This is a genomic window from Aeromicrobium sp. Leaf289, from assembly GCF_001423335.1.
Taxonomy (GTDB): domain Bacteria; phylum Actinomycetota; class Actinomycetes; order Propionibacteriales; family Nocardioidaceae; genus Aeromicrobium.
On sequence record NZ_LMNK01000002.1, the window covers coordinates 106,015 to 127,725 of the forward strand.

The window sequence follows — 21,711 nt, forward strand, 5'->3', positions numbered from 1 at the left end:
GACCTCAGACCAGACCGGGAGCGCGCGGACGCACCGGCTGACGCACCGGGTCCGCGATGCGCGACGAGAGCACGGGAACCGGCACCGCGACCTCGCCGCGGACCACCCCGACTCCGCCGGTGCGATGCGCCACGACCACGCGCGAGCTGGCGGAGACGAGCAGCGCCGCGGCCAGCACGACCGCGACGCCCACCGTGGTGGCGGACTCGCCGGTCGCGGTGAGACAGAGGACGAACGCGAGCAGGCCGGCCATCCGGCTCAGCATCGCGGTCTCTCCCACCCGATCAGCATAGAGCCCGATCCGACGACCGGGGTGCCGCTGACGTCTTCCGGTCGTCGACCCGCCGCGTCGCGGGCTACATGCGGGTCGGGTCGAAGTACTCACGCATCCAGGCCATCCGACCGTCCGCGTGCGTCCTGAACCGCACCACGTAGTCCTGCTCGTAGAACGCTCCCGTCGCCCTGATGGTGCTCGACGCATGCATCTCCACCAGCCAGTGCCGTTCCTCGAGCTGCCACCCCTGACGCGTCCCGAACGCGAACTCGCCGAAGACGTCGAGGCCATCGAAGTACCCGACGATCGCCTCGAGGCCGTCCAGACGCACCGCGGTGCCGATGCTCGCCGCGTACGGAAACTCGACCACACCGTCGGCAGCCCAGACGCGCGACAGCGCAGCACCGTCGCCCGACGCCGCCGCCTGGACGTGTTCGAGGTAGACGGCAGGCACCCCGTTCACCGGCTCGCCCCCAGCTCGGAGGCGTGACGACGGACGAAGTCCCGCAGCGTCGCCGGTGGCCTTCCTGCGACTCTCAGGACCTCGTCGGTCGGGTCATTCCACTCCCCCGCACCGATCCGCGTGTCCATGCCGGCGAGCAGCCGACCGAACGCGGGGCCGAACGCGGGGGCAAGGCTCGCTGCCAGGCTGTCCTCGTCCACGGACACGTGCCGGACCTTCCGTCCGGTCTCGGAGCTGAGGACTGCGGCGACCTCGTCGTAGCCAAGGGCTTCCGGTCCGGTGACGACGACCTCACGGTCCAGTCGACCACCAACCAGCGCCGCCACCCCCACGGCGGCCAGGTCCTCGACGTCGACGAAGGCCACCCGACCCTTGGCCGTCGCCGTGCGGAGGACCGACTCCTCTCGCAGCGTCCGTGCGAGGTGGTGGTCGCCCACCAGGTTCTGCATGAACCACGACGGTCGGAGCACCGCCCATTCGGGCGCGAGCGACGGAAGGGCCCGTTGCACGGCGCCCAGACCCGGGTCGGACGAGGAGATGGACTGCGCCCCGTGCAGGACCACGCGGCGCACTCCCCGATCGGTGGCGAGTCGCACGAACTCGGTGATCAGGCCGGCCGGGTCAGGCACCCCGGTCGGCGGGACGAGGTAGACGGCGCTCACTCCGGCGAGGGCCTGGACGTACGTCTGCGGCTCGCCCCAGACGAACCGAACGCCGCTGGGGACCGACCTGTCGGCGGTGCGACTCGCCGGCACCACGTCGGCGTGCAGAGCCAGACCTCGAAGGAGCAGTCGCCCGGTCGTCCCGGTCGCTCCCGTCACCAGGACTCTCTCTCGGTCAGACGTCATGCCGCCGACGGTAGCAGATACGGACTGGCGGTCCGCTTCAGCGGGAGGTGCGATGATGCCGGGGTGCGAGAACGAGCCGATGCGGAACGGAACGATCGCGTCGTCCTGGCCGCCACCATCGACCTCCACGCCGAGGCCAGGACCGGTGTGCCGGTGTCCGTCGACGCCATCGCGGCGCGCGCCGGGGTCGGCAAGGGCACCGTGTTCCGCGCGTTCGGCGACAAGGCCGGACTCCTGCGAGCAGCGATGGCCGCCTGCGCGGAGCCGACGATGGCCCACCTCGCGGCGCGAAGCACCGACGACCCGACCGAGCGACTGGTGTCGATCGTCGAGGCCCTCCTCGACCTGAAGGTGCGGCACCGGCGACTGGCGCTCGCCCTCGAGGAGGTCGGAGCCGGGAGCCCGTTCGACGCGACCCACTATGCATGGTGGTTCGACACCATCCGTGACTGCGTCGTCTCGTCCGGAGCCGGGTCGGTCGACTTCACCACGCACCTGATCCTGGGGTCCGTCAGGTCGGACCTCGTCGAGCACCTCCTCGGCTCGCGCGGCTGGACGCCGGAAGAGCTGCGCACGTCCGTCAGGAGGACGACGCTGCAGCTGCTCGGGACACCGGCTTGAGCAGGCGGATCACGGCGATGGCGCGACGTACCGGTGGATCAGGTCGGCGAGCTCCGCGAGGTACTCCTCGTCGACCTCGGAGCGAAGGCCGCTGATACGCCAGTAGATCGGTGCCGCCGTCAGGTCGAGCAGGAGCTCGAGGTGCACGTCGGGTCGGACCTCACCCGTCCGCCGGGCCCCCTCGAGGGCGCGCTCGACAGCCGACCGCCGCGGCTCGCCGATGTGGGCGGTCAGCGCCCGGCCCATCGCCTCACTCCTCAGGCCCTCCGCGAGTAGGTCCGGGAGGATCCGGCGGATCATGGGGTCGCCGAGCCAGGCGGCGACGCCTGCCAGGATCTCCACGATCGCCGAACGGACGTCAGTCGCGTCCCCCGACGACTCTGGCGGCTGGCTCACACTCGCGACGGCGTCGAGGACCATCTCCTCCTTGGCACCCCAGCGTCGATAGAGCGTGGCCTTGCTGGCGCCGGCACGACGAGCCACGGACTCCATGGTGAGGGCCCCGTAGCCCGCCTCGGCGAGCTCCTCGAGCACCGCTGCCACCACGGCATCGGTGACGCGGTGGCGAAGCCGCGGAGTCTGGCCCTGGATGGAATCCGTTGACATGACACGGGTCACACGCTTATCTTAGCCGAATCCAAACGAAACGCACCCGTTTCGTTACGAGACGGAGGACACCATTATGACCAGCGGATTCCCGGCGGGCTCGCAGTTCGAGTTCGAGCTCCAGCGCACGATGGGCCAGGTGGCGTACGGGGCTGCCGAGATCGGCGAGTGCTTCGCCACTGCCCAGCGCGTGGTCCACGGCGACGTCGACTCATGGCACGACGCCTGGCACTCGACGGCGTCCTGGTTGTACGACGTCGCCGCAAAGGCCGAGCGCAGCGGCCACGTCGTTTCAGCCCGCGAGGGGTTCCTCCGGTCGTCCAACTACTTCAGGACCTCGGAGTTCTTCCTGCACGCCGACCCGGCCGACGAGCGCATCACCGCCGCCTCACGCCACGCCGTCGAGTCCTTCCGCCGTGCGACCAGCCTGATGCCCTCCCCAGTGACCCCTGTCGAGATCCCGTACGGCGACACGACCCTGCCCGGCTACTTCTACCGCGCCGACGGCGCGCGGGATGGCGAGCCCCGCCCGACCGTGTTGATCCACAACGGCTTCGACGGCACGGGAGAGGAGGTGTGGTCCTTCGGCGGACGCGCCGGACAGGAGCGGGGGTTCCACGTGATCGCCTTCGAGGGCCCCGGCCAGGGGCGCGTCATCCGCGAGCAGGGCCTGCCCTTCCGCCCGGACTGGGAGAAGGTCGTGTCGCCGGTCGTCGACTACGCCTCGAAGCGCGACGATGTCGACGACCAGCGCATCGCCCTGATCGGCATCAGCCTCGGCGGGGTCCTCGCGGCTCGAGCAGCAGCCTTCGAGCCCCGCCTCGCTGCCGTCGTCGCCTGGGACGGGGTCTACGACGGAGGCCTGGTGCCCAGCGACCTGGTCTTCCGCGACGCCGGGATCGAACCGACCGAGCTGCGCCGACGCCTGCGCGCGGAGGAGGACGAGGAGCTGGACCTGCTGCTGGAGCAACTCGCGGCCGAGCGGGACACCATCCGCTGGGTCATCGACCACGGGACGTGGGTCATGGGAGCCGAGCACGGCAGGGCGCTCTTCGATCGCTACGGCGACTTCCACCTCCGGGACGGCGTGGCGGAGTCGATCGCTTGCCCCGTCCTTGTGCTCGAGGCAAGCGACGACTTCGCCTTCCAGGGGCAGCCGGAGATGCTGATGGCCCACCTGACCGCACCCTCGGAGCTCGTCAGCTTCAGCGCGGAGCACGGAGGATCGCTTCACAACCAGGTGGACGTGTTCCGTCAGGCCAACGCTGTGATCTTCAACTGGCTGGACGGGGTGCTGTCATGAGCGACCTCACGTCGCCCCCCCTGCGCCGAGGCGTGATCGGGGTCCCCGGCATGGTCTTCATGGTCATCGCCGCCGCCGCACCGCTCACCGCGATGGCCTCCAACCTCGCGCTCAGCGTGGGAGCGGGCGCCGGGGTCGGCACGTTGGGCTGGATCGTCCTCGTCGGCGGTCTGCTGGCCGTCTTCACCGCGGGGTATGTCGCACTGAGCCAGCAGGTCGTCAGCGCCGGCGCCTACCACGCCTTCGTGACCTACGGCCTGGGCACGACGCTCGGCGCGGCGGTGGCCTACGTCGCGCTGCTCGCGTACAACGTGGCGACGCTGGCCATGGTCACCGCCTTCGGATTCTTCATCGACGTCGCCCTGTCGCAGTACGTGGGCCTGGACCTCCCATGGTTCTTGTACGCAGCAGCGGCCTTGGGGATCGTCGGACTGCTCGGATTCGTCGGAGCCGACGTCTCCACGCGCGTCACGGCAGCGATCTCGCTGCTGCAGCTGGTGCTCCTCGTGGTGTTCGTGGTCGCGGTCCTCCTTGACAGCCCGTCCAGGTTCGATGCCGCCGGCTTCACACCGAGCGAGGTCTTCAGCGGCAACTTCTCGCTCACCCTCGTGTTCGTGCTCCTCTCCTTCGCGTGCTACGAGGCGGCAGCCTCCTACGGCGAGGAGTGCAACGCCCCTCACCAGAAGATCAAGCGCGCCACGTACATCGCCCTCGGAGTCCTGGTCCTGGTGTTCCTGACCTCGACGTGGGCGCTCATCGCGGCCTACGACGACGCACCGACGGCAGCGGCTGCCGACCCGGGTGCCCTGCTGAACGGAGCGGCCGAGAGGCTCCTCGGCTCCGACGTCGGCGCCGTCATCACCGTGACGGTCGCCGTCAGCTTCTTCGCCGCCGCCGTCTCCTTCCACAACCTTTCTGTGCGGTACTTCTTCGCCCTCGCCCGGGCTCGACTCCTGCCTCGGGCGTGGGCGCGTACGAGCCGACGCGGCACACCGGTGACGGCGGTGCTCACCCAGGTGGCGATCTGCGCCGTGATCCTGACCGGCGCTGCGGCCTCCGGCGCGGCCCCGCTGTCGACCGTCTTCCCGGCGGCCAGCGGCATCACGTCACTCGGATTCATCGTGCTGACGTGCATGACGTCGATCAGCGCGGCCGTCGCGGCGTTTCGTGGGCGCCTTCCGGGGCCGGCGCTGCAGACCCGCTGGGCTCCCATCGTGTCCGCCGTCGGTCTGGGCGCCGTCGGCGTGCTGATCGCGACCAACTACTCGACCGTCACCGGGAGCGACGCCCTCGCCATCTCGCTGATGCCGGTCGTTTTCCCGATCATTGGTCTCGTCGCCTGGCAGGTCGTCCGCCGATCGCCGGCTCGCCAGGTCGAGAGGGCTCTCGAGGACGTGGGGTGAGCCGACGCCCGGACCGCGACACACGACGAACCCCCGGCCAGACTGGCAGTCCAGTCCGAACCGGGGGTTCGTCGTCGGCGGTGGCGGTGGGATTTGAACCCACGGTGGGTTTGACCCCACACATCATTTCGAGTGATGCACCTTCGGCCGCTCGGACACGCCACCGCCGGGAACCTTACCGGACACCGGCGGAGCGGCCGCAGCGAGGTCAGGCGGCGATCGGGGTGGAACCGCGGGGCGCCGAGCCGGCCTGGTGGGCCTTCCAGACCACGTCGGCCACCTCGATCAGGACGATGACGACCGCGCCGGCGGCGACGCCGTCGTTCACGTAGCCGAGCACCTTCTCGCTCATGCCGACGGCGTCGACGAACGCCGGGTTGAACAGCGACTCGTTCCAGGCCAGCCAGCCGATCGGCAGGGCGAACGCGGCCGACACCGCGGACATGGCACCGGCGAGCGGCCAGGTCCAGCGACCGACGCGGTACTTCCACACTTCGACGGCGATGTTCACCACGAGCACGCCGATGAGGAACGGCAGCCAGCCCGACCAGAGGTCCGGGTCGAGCGGGGCGACGTCGTCGCCGTTCGGACCCTGCACCCAGCTGCGGAAGTTCTGACCGATGAGCACGACGATGAAGAAGCCGATGAACACGACCGACGCCACCGTGTCGACCAGGGTGATCTGGCGCTCCTCCGGCGCCTCGGGCAGCGAGTCGACCGTCCACCCCGGCAGCCCCGGGTCGACGTCGACCCGCTCGAGGATCGCGAAGGTGAGGGTCGACCAGAACAGGATGTGGAACGCCACCTGGAAGCCGGCGGAGATGCCGTCGCCGATCGCCTTCGCGGAGTCCTGCTCGACGATCATGCTGACGGTCAGGACCACGACCGCGACCGTCGCCGGGATCCAGGCCAGCAGCCTGAGCAGCAGCCGCCAGTAGGTGAGGAAGTAGCGGGGGCCGATCAGGTGCAGCGGTCGGTCGGCGTACTGCGCGGCGAGCAGGCCCGGGTCGCCGAGCTCGGTGAGCACACCACGCTCCGCGTCGGCCTCGGGCTCGCCGGCATCCGTGCGCGCCTCGACCATGTCGGCGATCGAGGCACGCAGCTCGCGGCCGATGTCGTCGCGTCGGTCCTCGGGCACCGAGCGCAGCACGGCGTGCACGTAGCGGTCGGTCAGGGTGGTCGTCTGGGTGGTCATGGCAGATGCCCTTCCGTGAGGGACTCGATGGAGGTGCGTACGGCGTCGAGGTCGGCCAGCAGCGCGGCGAGGAGCTGCTCGCCGTCGCGGCTCGTCCGGTAGACCTTGCGGGGCCGGGACTCGGTGGTGTCCCACTCGCTCGTCAGCAGGCCCTGGTCCTCGAGGCGCCGCAGCAGCGGGTAGAGCGTGTTGGCGTCGACGCTGAAGCCGGCGTCGGCGAGCGTCTGCAGCAGGCCGTAGCCGTAGCCGGGCTCGCGCAGGGCGGCGAGGCTGGCCACCACGACGGTGCCGCGGCGCAGCTCCTGCAGATGGGTGCGGAGGTGGTCGTCCCAGGTCATGCTGCCACATTACTGTGTGACACACAGTATGTCTAGATCACACATCATCGTGCCCCGGACGCCTGCCGCCGGAGGATGCGGGAGAATGCCGGACGTGGACCTCGACGACCTCGCCGCGCGCGTCACCCGACTGGCCGACGCCGCTGCAGGACGCCGCGTGCTGGTCGGCGTCGTCGGTGCCCCGGGCAGCGGCAAGTCCACGCTCGCGAAGCGGCTGGCCAACCGGCTCACCGCCGACGGCTGGCCGGCCGTGCGCGTGCCGATGGACGGCTTCCACCTGGCCGACGTCGCCCTCGCCGAACGCCGCCTGCTCGACCGCAAGGGCGCCCCGGAGACCTTCGACGCCCACGGCTACCTGAACCTGCTGCGGCGCCTGCGCGCCGAGACCGGCCACGACGTGCTGGCCCCCGGCTTCGAGCGGGACCTCGAGCAGCCGATCGCCGCCTCGATCACCGTGGCACCGTCGCACCGTGTCGTCCTGACCGAGGGCAACTACCTGCTCGACGACGCCGACCCGTGGCCCGAGGTGCACGCCGAGCTCGACGAGGTCTGGTTCGTCGACCTCGACGACGGTCGTCGTCGATCACGCCTCGTGGACCGCCACGTCAAGCACGGCAAGACCCCCGAGGCGGCACAGGCGTGGGTCGACGAGGTGGACGAGCCCAACGCGCGGCGGGTGCTGGCCCGGAGCGGGACCGCCGACCTCGTCGTCCCTTCGCCCTGACCGCTCAGCCGGGTGCGGTCCGACCAGGGAGCCCCGCCACGGCCGCCGCCCACTCGAGCGACCGGCTCGTCCCGAGCGCGTGGCGTTGCGCGGGCCGGGTGGCGTGGTCGATCAGCAGGCGGCGCAGCACGTCGGTGCGGTCGCCCAGGTAGGCGGACGGGATCGGGATCGCGCGGCCGCTGCGGTCGGTCGTGTCCACGCACCACCACTCCCCCCGACGAACTCGTTCGAGGCCGGGCGTCCGCTCCAGGCCGAGCGGGCCGACGATCTCGAGCGACTCCCACGAGACCCGCGTGGACGCCGGCCCCCACACGTGCTCGACGCCCTCGGCCGTCAGGTACAGCCCACCCGCCTGCACCCCGCGCCGCGCCATCCAGAGGTTCGGCACGAGCAGGAGGACCACGAACCCCGCGCCCAGGAGCGTCCAGGCACTGCTGTCCCCGAGCACCCAGGCCACGCCCTCGCCGACCACCACGATCGAGAACGCCGCGACGACGGCCCACGGTCGCGCGAGGGCCCACCCCGGCCGGAGCCATGCAGTGGCTGGACGTCCGGAGGGAGCCGTGGCGAGCACCGGCCCGTCGTCGGCGTGCGGCGCACGGACCCACCGCCCCACCACGTCGACGGCCACCACCCAGCCGCTCCAGCACGCGAGGCCGAAGACCAGCGAGAGCAGCGGCCGTCCCATCGCCACGGTGACCGCCCAGACGACGGTGAAGAGCGACGAGAACAGCGTCGTGCCCAGCATCAGCAGCACCGCCCGCCAGGTGCGCCCGGCGTCGAGGGCACGGCGGACGATGCCCGGCCCGTTGCGCGCACCCCAGGCGGCGGGCGCGACGAAGTGCGCCACGAGTCGATCCCCGCCCTCAGTCGAGCACGGCGCCGAGCCGGGCCAACGCCTCGCGCAGCACGTCGGGCGGGGTCGCGTAGGTCAGTCGCGCGCGCCCATCACCGACGCCGGACGAGCCACCGAATGCGAGTCCCGGTGCCAGCGCGACGCGGGCCGACTCGAGGAGCGTGGCCGCCGGATCCGCGCCGAGGTCGTACGGGCGCAGGTCGAGCCAGCCGGTGTAGGTGCCAGGACCGGCGAGCAGGCCGGCTCGCGGGAGGTGCTCGGCCACCAGCTCGCCGAGCAGCGCGCGGTTGCCCGCGATGTCGGACTGCAGCGCGTCGAGCCAGTCGCGGCCCTCGGTGAGCGCCGCGACGTGGGCGATGGTGCCGAGGTGGCTCGGCCCGTGGCTCACGATCTCCGGCACCGAGGCGATCTCGTCGGCGGTGGCCGCGCCACCGGCCACCACGGCCGCCTTGGCGCCCGCCAGGTTGAAGGCCTTCGACGCCGACAGCACGGCGTACGCGTCGTCCGTGCCGTCGACGGACAGGTAGGGCACGAAGGCGTCGTCGTCGATGGAGACCGGCGCGAGAGGCGCGTGGATCTCGTCGACGACCACCCGGACCCGGTGCTCGTGCGCCAGCCGGGCCACGGCGCCCAGTTCCTCGGCCGCGTGGACGACGGCGGTGGGGTTGTGGGGGCTGCACAGCAGGTACGTGGCGCCGGGGCGCTGGGCGAACGTGGCGGCGAGCGCGCCGAGGTCGAGACGCCCGTCGTCGCCGAGCGGCACCTCCACCAGCGGTCGGCCCACGTGACCGACCGCGTCGAAGAACGGCTGGTAGACCGGCGGGTTCACGATGACCGGCACGTCGGCGGCGCCGGTGAGCCGCAGCACCTCCTCGATGCCGACCATCACGTCGGCGACGGCGAGCGTGCGTGCCGGGTCGAGCCCGGTCCAGCCCCAGCGGTCGGCGGCGAAGTCGGCGAGGGCCTCCGCGTACACGCGCGGCTGCGGGTAGCCGGTGTCGCCGCGGGTCACGGCGTCGCTCAGCGCACGCGCCACGGGCTCGGCGAGCGGCACGTCCATCTCGGCCACGAACATCGGGATGACGTCGGGGTCGTGCATCGTCCACTTGATGCTCGTGCGGCGGCGCAAGTCAGTCAGGGTCAGCTCGTGCAGCGGGTGCATGCGGCCAGCGTGCCACTCCCCCGGGACCTTGACACCCGGTCGGGGCTGGGGGACCGTCGGCTCGACCGAGCCGAGGGGGCACCGTGGCGCAGCACCGCCCGACGTCGACGGACCGCGGGCTCAGGCGCGGGTTCGCGCTCGCCTGGGTCTCCTGGGTCGCGGGCCTCGCGGCCTGGGCCTACGCCGTCGCCACCGGGTTCACCCTCGGCGGAGGGCTCAGTCCGGCGGAGGAGACGCGCGTCCTCGTGGGAGCCACCGTGGCGATCGGGCTGACCACCGTGCTGCCGGCAATGGGGCTCCTCGCGGCCCTGGTGAACCGACGCGTCGCCGCCGCCCTCGGACTGGGCGTCGCGGTGGCGCTGGCGCTCGTGCCCGTGCTGCTCATCGGCCCAGCCGTGGCGCGCGACTGGCGCGACCGCACGGCACCCGATCCGCCGTCGGGCGACCCGAACGGCTGCGTGGCGTTCAGCGGCGGCTCGAACACCTGCCCCGGGGGCTGAGCCGGGGCCGTCGCGCTGTCTACCGTGGTCCCATGGACGACGTTCTCGGATCCTTGCTCACCGAGTCGGCAGCCCGCGAGGCCGTGGCGATCGCGCCGCTCATCGACGGGCACGACGACCTCGCCTGGGAGATGCGCGAGAGCGCCGGCTACTCCGTCGACGGGCTCGACCTGGACCGCGCGGCAGCGGGCGAGGACCCGGCGTTCCAGACCGACCTGGTCCGGCTGCGTCGCTCGGGGGTCGGCGGCCAGTTCTGGTCCGTCTACGCACCGTGCTACCAGCGCGGGGCCGACGCCGTCACGTACACGCTCGAGCAGGTCGACTGGGTGCACCGGCTCGTCGCGCGCTACCCCGACCGGCTCGCGCTCTGCCGCACCGGCGACGACGTGCGCGAGTCGTGGGCCTCGGGCCGCCTGGCGTCGCTGCTCGGCGCCGAGGGCGGCCACAGCATCGACGGCTCCCTCGCCGTCCTGCGACAGCTCGCTGCTCTGGGCGTGCGCTACATGACCCTCACCCACAACGAGAACACCCCGTGGGCCGACTCCGCCACTGACGAGCCCGAGCACGGAGGCCTGACCGACTTCGGCCGCGACGTGGTGCGCGAGATGAACGCGCTCGGCATGCTCGTCGACCTGTCCCACGTGGCGGCCACGACGATGCACGACGCCCTCGACGTCACCACCGCGCCGGTGATCTTCAGCCACTCCTCGTGCCGGGCCGTCACCGACCACCCGCGCAACGTCCCCGACGACGTCCTCGAACGGCTCCCCGGCAACGGTGGCGTCCTCATGGTCACCTACGTGCCGCCGTTCGTGAACGCCGACTTCGGCGCCTGGTTCGCCCACCGGGAGGTCGACCCCACCGGCGCCGGCCCCATGCCGCGGGTCACCGTCGACGACGTCGTCGCGCACGTGGAGCACGCCCGCGAGGTCGTCGGCGTCGACCACCTGGGACTCGGCGGCGACTACGACGGGTTCGAGCTCTTCCCCGAGGCGATGGGGGACGTGACCGGTCACGCGGTCCTGCTCGACGCGCTCGCTCGGCGCGGGTGGTCGGCCGACGACCTCGCCCGCCTCACCGGGAAGAACGTGCTGCGGGTGCTCGACGCGACGTCCTGAGTCGTCCCATCGAGCGCGTGGCAGACTCGACGTGAGCCAGGACACACCCGGCTCGGACGTCACGTCGGCCGGCACGTGGGGGGACACGATGGACCAGCGACTCAGCCAGACCGCAGGCAGCGCCGAGGTGCCGCTGCTGGAGACCACGATCGGCGCCGACCTCGCCGCCACCGTCGCGCGGGTGCCCGACGCCGAGGCACTCGTGGAGTGCGCCACCGGCCGACGCTGGACCTACCGCGAGCTGGCCGCCGACGTCGAGGTGGTGGCCCGCGGCCTCGCGTCGCTCGGCATCGAGAAGGGCGACCGGGTCGGCATCTGGGCACCGAACTGCGCGGAGTGGACCCTGGTGCAGTACGCCACAGCCCGGCTCGGCGTGGTGCTCGTGAACGTCAACCCCGCCTACCGCGCGCACGAGCTGGGCTACGTCGTCGGCCAGTCGGGCATGCGCGCGATCGTGGCCGTCCCCGAGCTCAAGGGCAGCTCGTTCGCCGACATGATCGACGAGGTCCGTCCCGACCACCCCGACCTCACCGCCGTGCTGCTCATCGGCACCCCTTCGTGGGACGCGCTGCTCGAGGCGGGCCGCGCGAGCGACCTCGACGTCGACGCCATCGAGGCCACCCTCGACCCGACGGACCCGATCAACATCCAGTACACGTCGGGCACCACCGGCTTCCCCAAGGGCGCCACGCTCTCGCACCGCAACATCCTCAACAACGGCTTCGCCGTGGGCGAGCTGCTGCACTACACGTCCGACGACCGCATCGCCATCCCCGTGCCCTTCTACCACTGCTTCGGCATGGTGATGGGCAACCTGGCGGCCACCTCGCACGGCGCGACGATGGTGGTCCCGGCCCCGGTGTTCGACCCCGCCGCCACCCTGCGCGCGGCCGCCGAGGAGCGGTGCACGTCGCTCTACGGCGTGCCCACGATGTTCATCGCGATGCTCGCCGACCCGTCCTTCGACGACCACGACCTGTCGGCCCTGCGCACCGGCATCATGGCCGGATCGCCGTGCCCCGTGGAGGTCATGAAGCAGGTCATCGAGCGGATGGGAGCCGAGGAGGTATCGATCTGCTACGGCATGACCGAGACGTCGCCGGTCTCCACGCAGACCCGCACCGACGACAGCATCGAACGACGCGTGAGCACCGTCGGTCGGGTCCACCCGAACCTCGAGACGAAGGTGGTCGACCCGGCCACGGGCGAGGTCGTGCCACGCGGCACGGCCGGCGAGCTCTGCACGCGCGGGTACTCGGTGATGATCGGCTACTGGCAGGAGCCGGAGAAGACGGCCGAGGCCATCGACGCCGACGGCTGGATGCACACCGGTGATCTCGCTGTCATGGACGACGACGGCTACCTGAGCATCACCGGACGCATCAAGGACATGGTGATCCGCGGCGGCGAGAACATCTACCCGCGCGAGATCGAGGAGTTCCTGATCACGCATCCCGACGTCCTCGACGCCCAGGTCGTCGGCGTGCCCGACGCGAGGTACGGCGAGGAGCTCATGGCGTGGCTGCGCATGCGCGACGGCTCCGAGCCGCTCACCGTCGAGGCCGTCCGGGACTTCTGCACCGGACGCCTCGCGCACTACAAGGTGCCGCGCTACGTGCACGTGGTCGAGGAGTTCCCGATGACCGTCACCGGCAAGGTGCGCAAGGTGCAGATGCGCGAGGACGCCCGCGCGCTGCTGGGCCTCTGAGCCGTCACTCCTGCGACGTCGGCCGCACCCAGGTGTCGGCGTCGATGGCGTAGACCCAGCGACGGCCGGGCCACTCCGTGAGCGACCACAGCTGCCCACGCTGCGGCCACCACGTGATGTCCTCGGGCCCGGTGGGCAGCACGCCGCGGCGGCGCGTGAGGGCGCCGGGCCGCCCGACCCACAGGTCGCCCGGGTTGTCCTCGCCCGCGCTCGCGGTGATCACCCACGTGCCGTCGACCAGGACGGCACCCTGCATGCGTGGCGCGACCGCGTCGTGCACCTCGATCGGCACGGCCGGCTCGGTCTCGCCCGAGCGCAGCAGGTGGGTGTCGCGGTCGAGCTCGTAGCGGACCATGCGATGGCTGCCGCCCTTGCGGCCGTACTCGCCGGCGACGAGGTGGTCGACGTCGCCCCGGCGGTCGAGCGACATGAACGAGTAGGTCATCGGTCGGACACCGGCGTCGGTGTCGGCGGCGTAGTGGGTCCGCTGGGGCAGCACGTACCGGTAGCCGCGGGTGCGCCACCGGTTGCGCACGCGGATCACGTCGTCGAGGGCGAAGACGCGGACGCCTCCGGAGCTGCCCGCCACGAACAGGTGGTCGCCGTACCAGACGATGCCCCCCGCGTGGACCCGCACGGGTCGCAGCAGGTGCAGGCCGAGCACCCGACGCGGCGCCACGAGCAGCACGTGCCGGTAGCGGGGTGCGGCGTCGTCGGCGTGGTCGATGACGGAGATGCGCGAGCCCAGCGTCAACCAGCCGAGGACGCCGTGCGCGTACCAGCTGACGACGACGACCGGGCGACCCTCGAAGGTGCCCGACTGCGGGTCGGGGCCGTAGGCATCGGCCGACGTCGTGATGCCCTGCGGCCACCACCGCTGCGAGGTCGCGTCGCGCTCCTCCCACTGCATGCCGCCGACCGCGGCCTCCCCCGGGACCTCGGCGCGGCTGCCCCGACGGTCGAGGTCGGCCAGGACGCCGCGGAGCCCGACGCGCCGGAACCGTCCGAAGAAGCGCTCGGAGAGACGCCGCGACGGCGGTGCCGGCACGAGTCGGTACGGGACGGAAGCCACCTCCTCACCGTAGGCGCTCGCGGCGACGTCGGCCGAGAACAGCGGTAGCGTCGAGACCCGGGACGGACGACGAGAGGACGACGTGCAGAAGGCCAGCTCACGCCTGCGTGCGGTTCTGCACACCCTCGGCCGAGTCGTCCTCGCCCTGCTCCTCGCGGTGGCGGCCCTGGGCCAGCTGGTGGCGTGGACGTCACCGTCGTGGTGGGTTCCGCTGCTGCAGTACTGGCCGGTGCAGTACGTCGTCCTCGCCACAGGCGTGTGGCGCGACGCGCTCGGCGTGTGGAACGTCGTCCTCGTCGCGATCCTGCTCGGCCTGCTCCTGGCCATCGGTCGGGCCCGCGGCAGCGGCCTGCTGCGACCGGCCACCGTGGTGGCCGCGGCGGTGCTCGCGTCGTCGCTCTGCCTGTGGTCGTACCAGGTGGTCGACGCCAGGCAGGCGGGCGCGGACGTCGGGGTCTTCGCTCCTGTCGTCCCGTTCCTGAAGGGGACGGTCGCCCCCGATCGCAGCGTCACCGTCGGCACGGTCGACGGCACGGACCTCGACGCGGACCTCTATCTCCCCGACGGGGCCGACGACGGCGACGGCGTCCCGGTGGTCGTCTACGTGCACGGAGGCGGCTTCACGGGTGGCGCCCCGGCACCCAGTCCGTACTACCCGCCGCTGCTCGAGCGGGGCTATGCGGTGCTCGACGTCAGCTATCGCCTGGCCAGCCCCGAACGTCAGACGTGGGACACCGCCGTCGCCGACGTCGGCTGTGCACTCACGTGGGTCACCACCGAGGGTCCCGGCGTCGGCCTGGACCCCGAGCGGGTGGGCACCATGGGCGACTCCGCCGGGGGGCAGCTGGCGATCAACGCCGCCAACCTCGGAGCCCTCGAGGAGCTCGACCCGTCGTGCCGGACCCGCGGCGAGCTCCCGGAGGTCTCCGCGGTCGTCGCCGGCTACCCCGCGGTGGACGGTTCGGCCGCCTACGACCAGTCCGGGCTCGGCCGCGCCTACGGCGACCAGTACGTCGGCGGCCCGCCCGAGGAGCACCCCGAGCGGTACGCGCTCACCGACTCCGTGAACCATCTCGGCCGTGGCAACCCGCCGCTGCTGATCTACCAGGGCAGCGCGGACCACCTGATCCTGCCGGGGCCGGTGCGCGACTTCGCCCGCGCGTCGCAGGAGGCCGGCACCACCACGCGCTACGTCGAGCTGCCCGGCCAGGAGCACACGACCGGGGGCGGCCTCGGCACCCTCTCGTTCGGCGACCTCGTCGGCCGCGACCTGACGACGCAGTGGTTCGTCGAGCACCTCTGAGGTAGACGGGCCTCGAGAGCGTCGCGCCCTGCCCGCTGCCGGGCTTCGTCGGGCTGCGCCGGCGCGGCTCCCCGTGGGCGCGGGGCTGCGCCGGCACGGGTGGGCGTGGGGCTCGGTCTCCGAGAGGGCCTCGACCGGGTGACTCCCAGCGCGTCGGCCGGGCCTGCGGGCCTCCGTCGCGCTGGTCCACCCCGAGCGGTGGATCCTCAACCGCAGCAACCCTTCTGGCGTTGAGGATCCACCACCCCACCCCGTCCGGACCCCCCATCGGTGGATCCTCAACCGCAGCGCCGCTCGTGCGGTTGAGGATCCACCGATGGGGGCGCGGCCGGCGGGCTCGATCGCGCCGACGGCCCCTGCACCGTCGAGGCCTTTCGGAGAGCACGTCGACGCCGAGCTGCGGCAGCGCAGCCCCAGCCCACACCCGACCCGCAGCAGCGCAGTCCCACCCCAGGCCCGACCGTCAGCAGCGCAGCCTCGCCGCCGAGCGCCTAGTGCCGCGTGCCCGCGCGACTCGCCCTACGCCGACCCGACCCCCGTGCGGATCCGCACCTCACGCTCCATGCGCTTCTCGTGGCGCGCGCGACCCTTCAGCGCCTCGGCCTCACGGCTCTTCGGCGGCGCCTTGGTCACGAGGCCGTCGAGGAGCGTGCGCGTGGCGGCCGCGATGTCGTCGATGGCCTGCTCGAACGCCTCGGCGTTCGCCTGCGAGGGTCTCGTCGACCCGCTCACCTTGCGCACGAACTGCAGGGCGGCCTCGCGCACCTCGTCGTCGGTGGTCGGCGGCTCGAAGTTGTGGAGCACGCGGATGTTGCGGCACATCCTCCGACGGTAGCCCCGGTGGGCGGGACGCGGAAGGTCCTCAGGCGCCGCGGCTCGGATCGGAGATGCTCAGCATGGTCTCGCTGAACAGGTCGATCTCGTCGTCACGCGTGCGTCCGGTACCCGCACCGCCCAGCAGCGACATCAGCTCGCCGACGGCGCGGTCGACGCGCGACGTGAGCGCACCCTCGCCCTCGGCGCTCCAGTCGTGCGGCGACGCGAACACGCCGGTCGGCACGGGCACGGCCTGCAGGTAGGCCATGAGCGGACGCATGGCGTGCTCGACGGCCAGCGAGTGGCGCGCGGTGCCACCGGCGGCGCCGAGCAGCACCGGCTTGCCGATCAGCTGGTCGGGCTCGAGCACGTCGGCGAACGACTTGAAGAGTCCGCTGTAGGACGCCTGGAAGATCGGCGTGACGAAGCCGAGGGCATCGGCCGCGCCCAACTGGTCGATCACGTGCTGCAGACGCGGCGACGCGAACCCGGTGAGCGTCGCGTCGACGACGTCGTGGGCGAGCGGTCGAAGCTCGACGACCTCCACGGATGCACCCGGCTCGGCTCGACGGACGCCCGCGGCCATCTGGTCGGCGAGCAGCCGTGTGGTCGACGGCGAGCCGAGCCCGGCCGAGACGATGACGACGCGGGTCATGCGTGGGCTCCCGCGTCGAGGTCCCGCTCGGCCTGCGCCGCGTCTCGCGCGGCCACGCGCGACGCGTGGGTGGGAGCATCGGGGACGCCGGCCGGACGTCGCGCCTCGAACTCCGCCCGCAGGGTGGGCAGCACCTCGCCGATCATGTCGATCTGGTGCAGCACCTCCTTCAGCGGCAGACCGGCGTGGTCGACGAGGAACAGCTGGCGCTGGTAGTCACCGAAGTAGTCGGCGAACGTCAGCGTCTTCTCGATGAACTCCTGCGGGCTGCCGACGGTGAGCGGCGTCTGCGCGGTGAAGTCCTCCAGGCTCGGGCCGTGGCCGTAGACCGGCGCCTTGTCGAAGTAGGGGCGGAACTCCCGCATCGCGTCCTGGCTGTTCTTGCGCATGAACACCTGACCGCCGAGCCCGACGATCGCCTGCTCGGGCTCGCCGTGGCCGTAGTGGGCGAAGCGCTGCCGGTAGAAGTTGATCAGCCGGATGTAGTGCTCCTTGGGCCAGAAGATGTTGTTGGCGAAGTAGCCGTCGCCGTAGTACGCGGCCAGCTCGGCCACCTCGGGCGTGCGGATGGACGCGTGCCACACCATCGGCGGCACGCCGTCCAGCGGGCGGGGCGTGGCCGTGAAGCCGCGCAGCGGCGTGCGGAACTGGCCCTCCCAGTCCACGACGTCCTCGTCCCACAGCCGTCGCAGCAGCTGGTAGTTCTCGACCGTCAGCTCCACCGCGCGCGTCGGGTCCTGCCCGAACCAGGAGTAGACGGGGGCGGAGTTGCCGCGCCCGAGCATGAGGTCGACGCGCCCGTCGGACAGGTGCTGCAGGACCGCGTAGTCCTCGGCCAGCTTGACCGGGTCGTTCGTGGTGATCTGCGCGATGGCCGTGGAGAAGACGATCCGCTCGGTCTGCGCGGCCATGTAGGCCATGAGCGTCGTCGGCGAGGTGGTGACGAACGGCGGGTTGTGCTGCTGCCCGCTCGCGAAGACGTCGAGCCCGACCTCCTCGGTCTTCCTCGCGATCTCCACCAGCGCCTTGAGGCGCGCGTTCTCGGTGGGCGTCGTGCCGTCGGTCGGGTCCTGCGTGACGTCACCGACGGTGAAGATGCCGAACTGCATGCTGCTCATGGGAGCCTCCTTGCCTCGATACTCCCATCAACTAGTTCAACCTTCAACTTGTTCCCGGTCACGCCGTGCCTGAGATCCCCAGGTCGACCTGGGAATCTCAGGCACGCGGCGGCGGCGGTGGCGTCACCCAGCGCGGGTCAGGCGGGCGCGGGGGCCTCGACCACGGGCGGCTCGGGCACCTCGGCGCAGTCCTCGGCGATCTGCTTCTGCGTCGCGAGGTCGGCCTTCGCGGTGTTCCAGGCCGTCTTGAGCGTCGCGCGGTCGGCCTTGACCTGGCGCTGGAGCGTCGCGAAGGACGCCCGCTGCGCGCGTGCGGCCTCCTTGGCCTCCACCCGCGCCGTCGCCCGCGCCGCCTTCGCTGCATCACGCAGCGCGGGGTCCTTCGCGGCGGCCGCCGTCAGACGGCCGGCCTTCCTGGCCGCCGCACGCGCCTCGGCGGTCTCGTCGACCTTGACCTGCTTCACGAGCGCCTTCATGGCGGTCCGCGTGTGGGTGACGTACGCCTTCTGCGCTGCGCGCGCGTCGGCCTCGGCCTTCGTGAGCGCGGCCTGGACGACGGCCGGGTCGCAGCTCGGAGCTGCGTCGTCGGCACTGGCCGGCGCCGTCGCGCCGGCCACGCCGATGAGCGTGATGACGGCCGCCGCACACGTGCGGCCGATGATGGTGGTGTTCACGGTTCTCCCTCCCGTGGTGGACATGACCACGTCACTGTGACACCGGTCGCACCCCTTCGGACCGGGAACGACGGAAGTAGGAATCACCTCCGAGGATGGCGCCTCGGCGAGGTCCGTCCGACCCGCCCATTCCCATCACCTGATGGGAATCGCGAGCTCACCCTGGTCCTCCCCCACTCACCATGGAGGGTCCTCCATGGTGAGTGGGGGATTCCCATCAGGTGATGGGAATCGAGGGACGGGTGGGGCGGAGGCGGACCGCTACGAGCGGCCGTGCTCGGCGAGGAGCAGCTGGTACCGACCGCCAGCGGCGATCATGTCCTGCGTCCGGTCGTTGAGGACCTCTCCCTGCAGCACGAGGTCCTTCGCCCGGACGGTGACGGTGGCCGCCCGCCAGTCGACCTCCATCTCGTCCCAGCGCTCGACCGACGTCGAGATGCCCGGCACGGTCAGCAGCGGCATGCCGTTGCTGACCTCGCCGCGCCAGAAGCCCGGCGAGAAGGACTCCGCGACCACGCCGACGATGCCCTCGTTGCGCATCGCCGTCATCGCCACGTAGTGCGGGTGCCCGTAGCCGAAGTTCCGTCCTCCCACGAGCCAGTCGCCCTCGCGCACCTTGTCGGTGAAGTCCTCCTCGTACGCCTTCATGCAGACGCTGTGCAGGTGCTCCGGGTCGGTGTACTTGATGTTCTGCACGCCGATCATCAGGTCGATGTCGTGGTCGTCGCCGAAGATCCAGGCCACGCGACCGGTCAGCACGTCGGGCAGCACCTGCGGCGCGGCCGTCGTCGCGGTCACGGGTTCACCACCTCGCGCGGGTCGGTGAGCCGACCGGTCAGCGCGCTCGCCGCGACGGTCGTCGCCGAGCCCATGTAGATGTCGGCGTCGGGGCTGCCCATGCGACCGGAGATGTTCAGCACCCCGGTCGACACGCAGGCCTCGCCGGCCTCGAGCGGCTTCGCGTAGCCGAAGCAGAAGTCGCAGGTGGACTCCACGACGTGGGCGCCGGCGGAGCGCAGCGTGTCCAGCAGACCCTCGGACTCGGCCTGCTCGTAGATGCGACGCGACGTCGGCACGACGTTGAGCTCCACGCCGTGCGCCACCTTCTCGCCCTTGAGGATCCCGGCCGCGGCCCGGATGTCCTCGATGCGGCCGCTCGCGCAGGAGCCGATGAAGGCGCGCTGGATCTTCTGCCCGTGCACCTCCGCCACGTCGCGGGTGTTCGACGCACGCGCCGACCCCGGCATGACGATCTGCGGGCTCAGGGCGTCGAGGTCGATGTCGTAGCGGGCGGTGTACTCGGCGTCCGGGTCGCTGTAGAGCGGCTCGAAGTCGCGCTGGGCGACCTTGCGGCTGTACTCGAGGCTCATCTCGTCGGGGTTGAAGATCGCCGACACCCCGCCGGCGAACATCGCCATGCCGCACAGGGCCTGGCGCTGGCCGAGGGCCATCGACTCCGCACCCGGGCCGGTGTACTCCATGACCTGGAAGGCCACGCCGTCCGCGCCGATGTCGGAGATGATCCGGTGGATCAGGTCACGACTCTCCACGCCGGGCGCGAAGGACCCGGTCAGGTGGAAGCGGGTGCTGGCCGGGACGTCGAGGTGGATGCCGCCGGTGACCCAGCCCTCGAGCAGGTCGCGGCGCACGCCCATGCCGAGCGCACCGAACGCGCCGAGGCTGGAGATGTGGCCGTCGAAGTGGATGAGGAACGACCCGGGCATCGCGTAGCCCAGCTCGGCGGCGACCTGGTGGCCGATGCCCTCGCCCTCGTGGAAGTGCACGCCGTTCTCGTGCGCCCAGTCGCGGGTGACCTGGTGGACCTCGGCCTCGCGCTCGTTCTTGTTGGTGAGCATGTGGTCGATGAACAGGACGTACCGGTCGGGCTCGGCGACCTTCGTGACACCGAAGTCCTCGCGCATCTGCTTGAAGAAGCGGTCGGTGTACCCCGGGAAGTCGTACGCGATCATGTAGTCGGGGCGGACGGGGTAGTTCTCGCCGGGGGTCACCGCGTCGCGGTCGCCGACGCGGGCCAGGATCTTCTGCGTGATGGTCTGTCCCATGGTCACGCCTCCTCGAGGGTCTCGGGCATGTACAGGGACTGCTTGTGCAGGACCTCGTCGAAGCCGATGAGCTTCAGGAAGTCGGCGTGCTCCATGTAGTCACGGCTGACGTCGGCCGGCGGCTCGCCCGCCGACAGGCGCTCGAGCGACGCGCGGGTGGCGGTCGTGGCCGCGAGCAGGATCTGCGTCGGGAGCAGCGCGAGGCCGACGCCGATCTCGCGCAGCACCTCGCTCGTGAACTGCTCGGCCGTCCACGTCCACGCGGTGAGCGAGCACATGAGCGGCACACCCACCTCGGCGTGCAGGCGGGCCCACGACTCGGCGTCGGGGAAGCCCTTGGAGATGGGCATGATCATCTCGGCGCCGGCCTCCACGTAGGCGACGGCACGACGGATGGCGTCGTCACCGATGCCGTCGGTGCGCCCGATGAGGACGAGCTCGTCGCCCACCTCGTCGCGCACGGCGCGGACCTTGCCCGCCGCCTCCTTGGCGGGGAGCAGCGTCGGTGCGCCGCTCGTGGCCGCGGGGCAGCGCTTGGGCGCCAGCTGGTCCTCCATGAAGACCGCGGACACGCCCGCGTCGGCGAACATGCGTGCGGTGCGGGCGGCGTTGACGGCGTTGCCGTAGCCGGTGTCGATGTCGGCGACGACCGGGAGGCGCGAGGCCCCCCGGATGCGGCGGACGGCGTCGAGGTTCTCCGACATGGAGTACATCTCGGCGTCGGGCAGGCCGAGGGACGCCGAGATGGCGAACCCCGACGCGCAGAGCGCCGTGAAGCCGCTCTGCTCGGCGATCCGGGCGGTCAGGCCGTCCCAGACGCCGGGGGCGTAGACCAGCCCGTCGGCGAGCTGGCTCCTGAAGTGGTTCGTCATCGTGCTTCCTTCCTTCGTG

The 21,711-nt window shown here is 71.6% G+C and carries 24 protein-coding genes and 1 tRNA gene; 8 read left to right on the forward strand and 17 right to left on the reverse strand.

Annotated elements, in window-relative coordinates:
- Window positions 1-4: 4 nt before the first annotated feature.
- The 3 genes from ASF37_RS04430 to ASF37_RS04440 form a co-directional block, all read right to left on the reverse strand.
- Entirely contained in the window at window positions 5-280 is a 276-nt protein-coding gene (locus ASF37_RS04430) for a hypothetical protein (RefSeq protein ID WP_056579252.1), read from the reverse strand.
- Between the two features lie 76 nt (window positions 281-356).
- The gene (locus ASF37_RS04435) at window positions 357-737 is read right to left on the reverse strand and encodes a nuclear transport factor 2 family protein (RefSeq protein ID WP_056579254.1); all 381 of its coding nucleotides are present in this window, start codon (window positions 735-737) and stop codon (window positions 357-359) included.
- On the reverse strand, window positions 734-1,585 hold the full coding sequence (locus tag ASF37_RS04440) for a hypothetical protein (protein WP_056579256.1): 852 nt from the start codon (window positions 1,583-1,585) through the stop codon (window positions 734-736). The genes ASF37_RS04435 and ASF37_RS04440 overlap by 4 nt, the downstream gene beginning before the upstream one ends.
- A 63-nt stretch (window positions 1,586-1,648) precedes the next feature.
- Here ASF37_RS04440 and ASF37_RS04445 point away from each other — a divergent pair, with 63 nt between their 5' ends.
- Window positions 1,649-2,206: a TetR/AcrR family transcriptional regulator gene (locus ASF37_RS04445; RefSeq protein ID WP_056579257.1), complete on the forward strand. Its 558-nt coding sequence runs from the start codon at window positions 1,649-1,651 to the stop codon at window positions 2,204-2,206.
- A gap of 9 nt (window positions 2,207-2,215) precedes the next feature.
- On the opposite strand, the gene ASF37_RS04450 is transcribed toward ASF37_RS04445, so the two are convergent.
- Window positions 2,216-2,812 (reverse strand): TetR/AcrR family transcriptional regulator, encoded by a 597-nt coding sequence (locus ASF37_RS04450; protein WP_056579258.1) that lies wholly within the window; start codon window positions 2,810-2,812, stop codon window positions 2,216-2,218.
- A gap of 76 nt (window positions 2,813-2,888) precedes the next feature.
- Here ASF37_RS04450 and ASF37_RS04455 point away from each other — a divergent pair, with 76 nt between their 5' ends.
- Entirely contained in the window at window positions 2,889-4,115 is a 1,227-nt protein-coding gene (locus ASF37_RS04455) for a S9 family peptidase (protein ID WP_056579259.1), read from the forward strand.
- Window positions 4,112-5,518, forward strand: a complete 1,407-nt coding sequence (locus ASF37_RS04460; protein ID WP_056579261.1) for an APC family permease — start codon at window positions 4,112-4,114, stop codon at window positions 5,516-5,518. The genes ASF37_RS04455 and ASF37_RS04460 overlap by 4 nt, the downstream gene beginning before the upstream one ends.
- A gap of 78 nt (window positions 5,519-5,596) precedes the next feature.
- Here ASF37_RS04460 and ASF37_RS04465 read toward each other — a convergent pair.
- The 3 genes from ASF37_RS04465 to ASF37_RS04475 all read right to left on the reverse strand — a co-directional run bounded on the left by ASF37_RS04465 (window position 5,597) and on the right by ASF37_RS04475 (window position 7,051).
- Window positions 5,597-5,683: transfer RNA gene (locus tag ASF37_RS04465), tRNA-Ser, on the reverse strand.
- Window positions 5,684-5,726: 43 nt separating this feature from the next.
- A complete protein-coding gene (locus ASF37_RS04470; protein ID WP_056579262.1) occupies window positions 5,727-6,713 on the reverse strand; it encodes a permease prefix domain 1-containing protein in 987 nt (328 codons plus the stop codon).
- Window positions 6,710-7,051 carry a PadR family transcriptional regulator gene (locus ASF37_RS04475; protein WP_055961341.1) on the reverse strand — a complete coding sequence of 114 codons (342 nt, stop codon included), beginning with the start codon at window positions 7,049-7,051 and terminating at the stop codon, window positions 6,710-6,712. Before ASF37_RS04475 ends, ASF37_RS04470 begins: the two co-directional genes overlap by 4 nt.
- 85 nt (window positions 7,052-7,136) lie before the next feature.
- On the opposite strand from ASF37_RS04475, the gene ASF37_RS04480 reads away from it, so the two are divergent.
- A complete protein-coding gene (locus tag ASF37_RS04480; RefSeq protein WP_056579264.1) occupies window positions 7,137-7,775 on the forward strand; it encodes a nucleoside/nucleotide kinase family protein in 639 nt (212 codons plus the stop codon).
- Window positions 7,776-7,779: 4 nt separating this feature from the next.
- Here the strand turns inward: ASF37_RS04480 and ASF37_RS04485 are convergent, their stop codons facing one another.
- Complete coding sequence (locus ASF37_RS04485) at window positions 7,780-8,625, reverse strand: hypothetical protein (protein ID WP_056579265.1); 846 nt, start codon at window positions 8,623-8,625, stop codon at window positions 7,780-7,782.
- A gap of 16 nt (window positions 8,626-8,641) precedes the next feature.
- Window positions 8,642-9,793: a MalY/PatB family protein gene (locus ASF37_RS04490; protein WP_056579266.1), complete on the reverse strand. Its 1,152-nt coding sequence runs from the start codon at window positions 9,791-9,793 to the stop codon at window positions 8,642-8,644.
- 83 nt (window positions 9,794-9,876) lie between these two features.
- Here ASF37_RS04490 and ASF37_RS04495 point away from each other — a divergent pair, with 83 nt between their 5' ends.
- From ASF37_RS04495 to ASF37_RS04505, 3 genes are read left to right on the forward strand one after another with little or no spacing between them, the layout of a single operon-like run.
- On the forward strand, window positions 9,877-10,293 hold the full coding sequence (locus ASF37_RS04495) for a hypothetical protein (protein ID WP_056579267.1): 417 nt from the start codon (window positions 9,877-9,879) through the stop codon (window positions 10,291-10,293).
- A 32-nt stretch (window positions 10,294-10,325) separates the two neighbouring features.
- Entirely contained in the window at window positions 10,326-11,411 is a 1,086-nt protein-coding gene (locus ASF37_RS04500) for a dipeptidase (protein WP_082506394.1), read from the forward strand.
- 31 nt (window positions 11,412-11,442) lie between these two features.
- Entirely contained in the window at window positions 11,443-13,119 is a 1,677-nt protein-coding gene (locus ASF37_RS04505; RefSeq protein WP_304438872.1) for an AMP-binding protein, read from the forward strand.
- Between the two features lie 4 nt (window positions 13,120-13,123).
- Here the strand turns inward: ASF37_RS04505 and ASF37_RS04510 are convergent, their stop codons facing one another.
- The gene (locus ASF37_RS04510) at window positions 13,124-14,191 is read right to left on the reverse strand and encodes a hypothetical protein (RefSeq protein WP_156368127.1); all 1,068 of its coding nucleotides are present in this window, start codon (window positions 14,189-14,191) and stop codon (window positions 13,124-13,126) included.
- An 82-nt stretch (window positions 14,192-14,273) separates the two neighbouring features.
- Between ASF37_RS04510 and ASF37_RS04515 the strand changes: the two genes are divergently transcribed.
- The gene (locus tag ASF37_RS04515; RefSeq protein ID WP_056579270.1) at window positions 14,274-15,494 is read left to right on the forward strand and encodes a S9 family peptidase; all 1,221 of its coding nucleotides are present in this window, start codon (window positions 14,274-14,276) and stop codon (window positions 15,492-15,494) included.
- 519 nt (window positions 15,495-16,013) lie between these two features.
- Here ASF37_RS04515 and ASF37_RS04520 read toward each other — a convergent pair.
- The 7 genes from ASF37_RS04520 to ASF37_RS04550 form a co-directional block, all read right to left on the reverse strand.
- On the reverse strand, window positions 16,014-16,316 hold the full coding sequence (locus ASF37_RS04520; RefSeq protein ID WP_056551995.1) for a DUF2277 domain-containing protein: 303 nt from the start codon (window positions 16,314-16,316) through the stop codon (window positions 16,014-16,016).
- Between the two features lie 40 nt (window positions 16,317-16,356).
- Window positions 16,357-16,965, reverse strand: coding sequence for a CE1759 family FMN reductase (locus ASF37_RS04525; RefSeq protein WP_056579272.1), 609 nt, complete (start codon window positions 16,963-16,965; stop codon window positions 16,357-16,359).
- Window positions 16,962-18,074 carry an LLM class flavin-dependent oxidoreductase gene (locus ASF37_RS04530; protein ID WP_056580398.1) on the reverse strand — a complete coding sequence of 371 codons (1,113 nt, stop codon included), beginning with the start codon at window positions 18,072-18,074 and terminating at the stop codon, window positions 16,962-16,964. Before ASF37_RS04530 ends, ASF37_RS04525 begins: the two co-directional genes overlap by 4 nt.
- A 146-nt stretch (window positions 18,075-18,220) precedes the next feature.
- A complete protein-coding gene (locus tag ASF37_RS04535) occupies window positions 18,221-18,757 on the reverse strand; it encodes a hypothetical protein (protein WP_056579274.1) in 537 nt (178 codons plus the stop codon).
- A 261-nt stretch (window positions 18,758-19,018) separates the two neighbouring features.
- The gene (locus ASF37_RS04540) at window positions 19,019-19,555 is read right to left on the reverse strand and encodes a hypothetical protein (RefSeq protein WP_200914449.1); all 537 of its coding nucleotides are present in this window, start codon (window positions 19,553-19,555) and stop codon (window positions 19,019-19,021) included.
- Window positions 19,552-20,820: an aconitase family protein gene (locus ASF37_RS04545; protein ID WP_200931180.1), complete on the reverse strand. Its 1,269-nt coding sequence runs from the start codon at window positions 20,818-20,820 to the stop codon at window positions 19,552-19,554. The genes ASF37_RS04540 and ASF37_RS04545 overlap by 4 nt, the downstream gene beginning before the upstream one ends.
- 2 nt (window positions 20,821-20,822) lie before the next feature.
- A complete protein-coding gene (locus tag ASF37_RS04550; RefSeq protein ID WP_056552004.1) occupies window positions 20,823-21,692 on the reverse strand; it encodes an oxaloacetate decarboxylase in 870 nt (289 codons plus the stop codon).
- Between the last annotated feature and the right edge of the window lie 19 nt (window positions 21,693-21,711).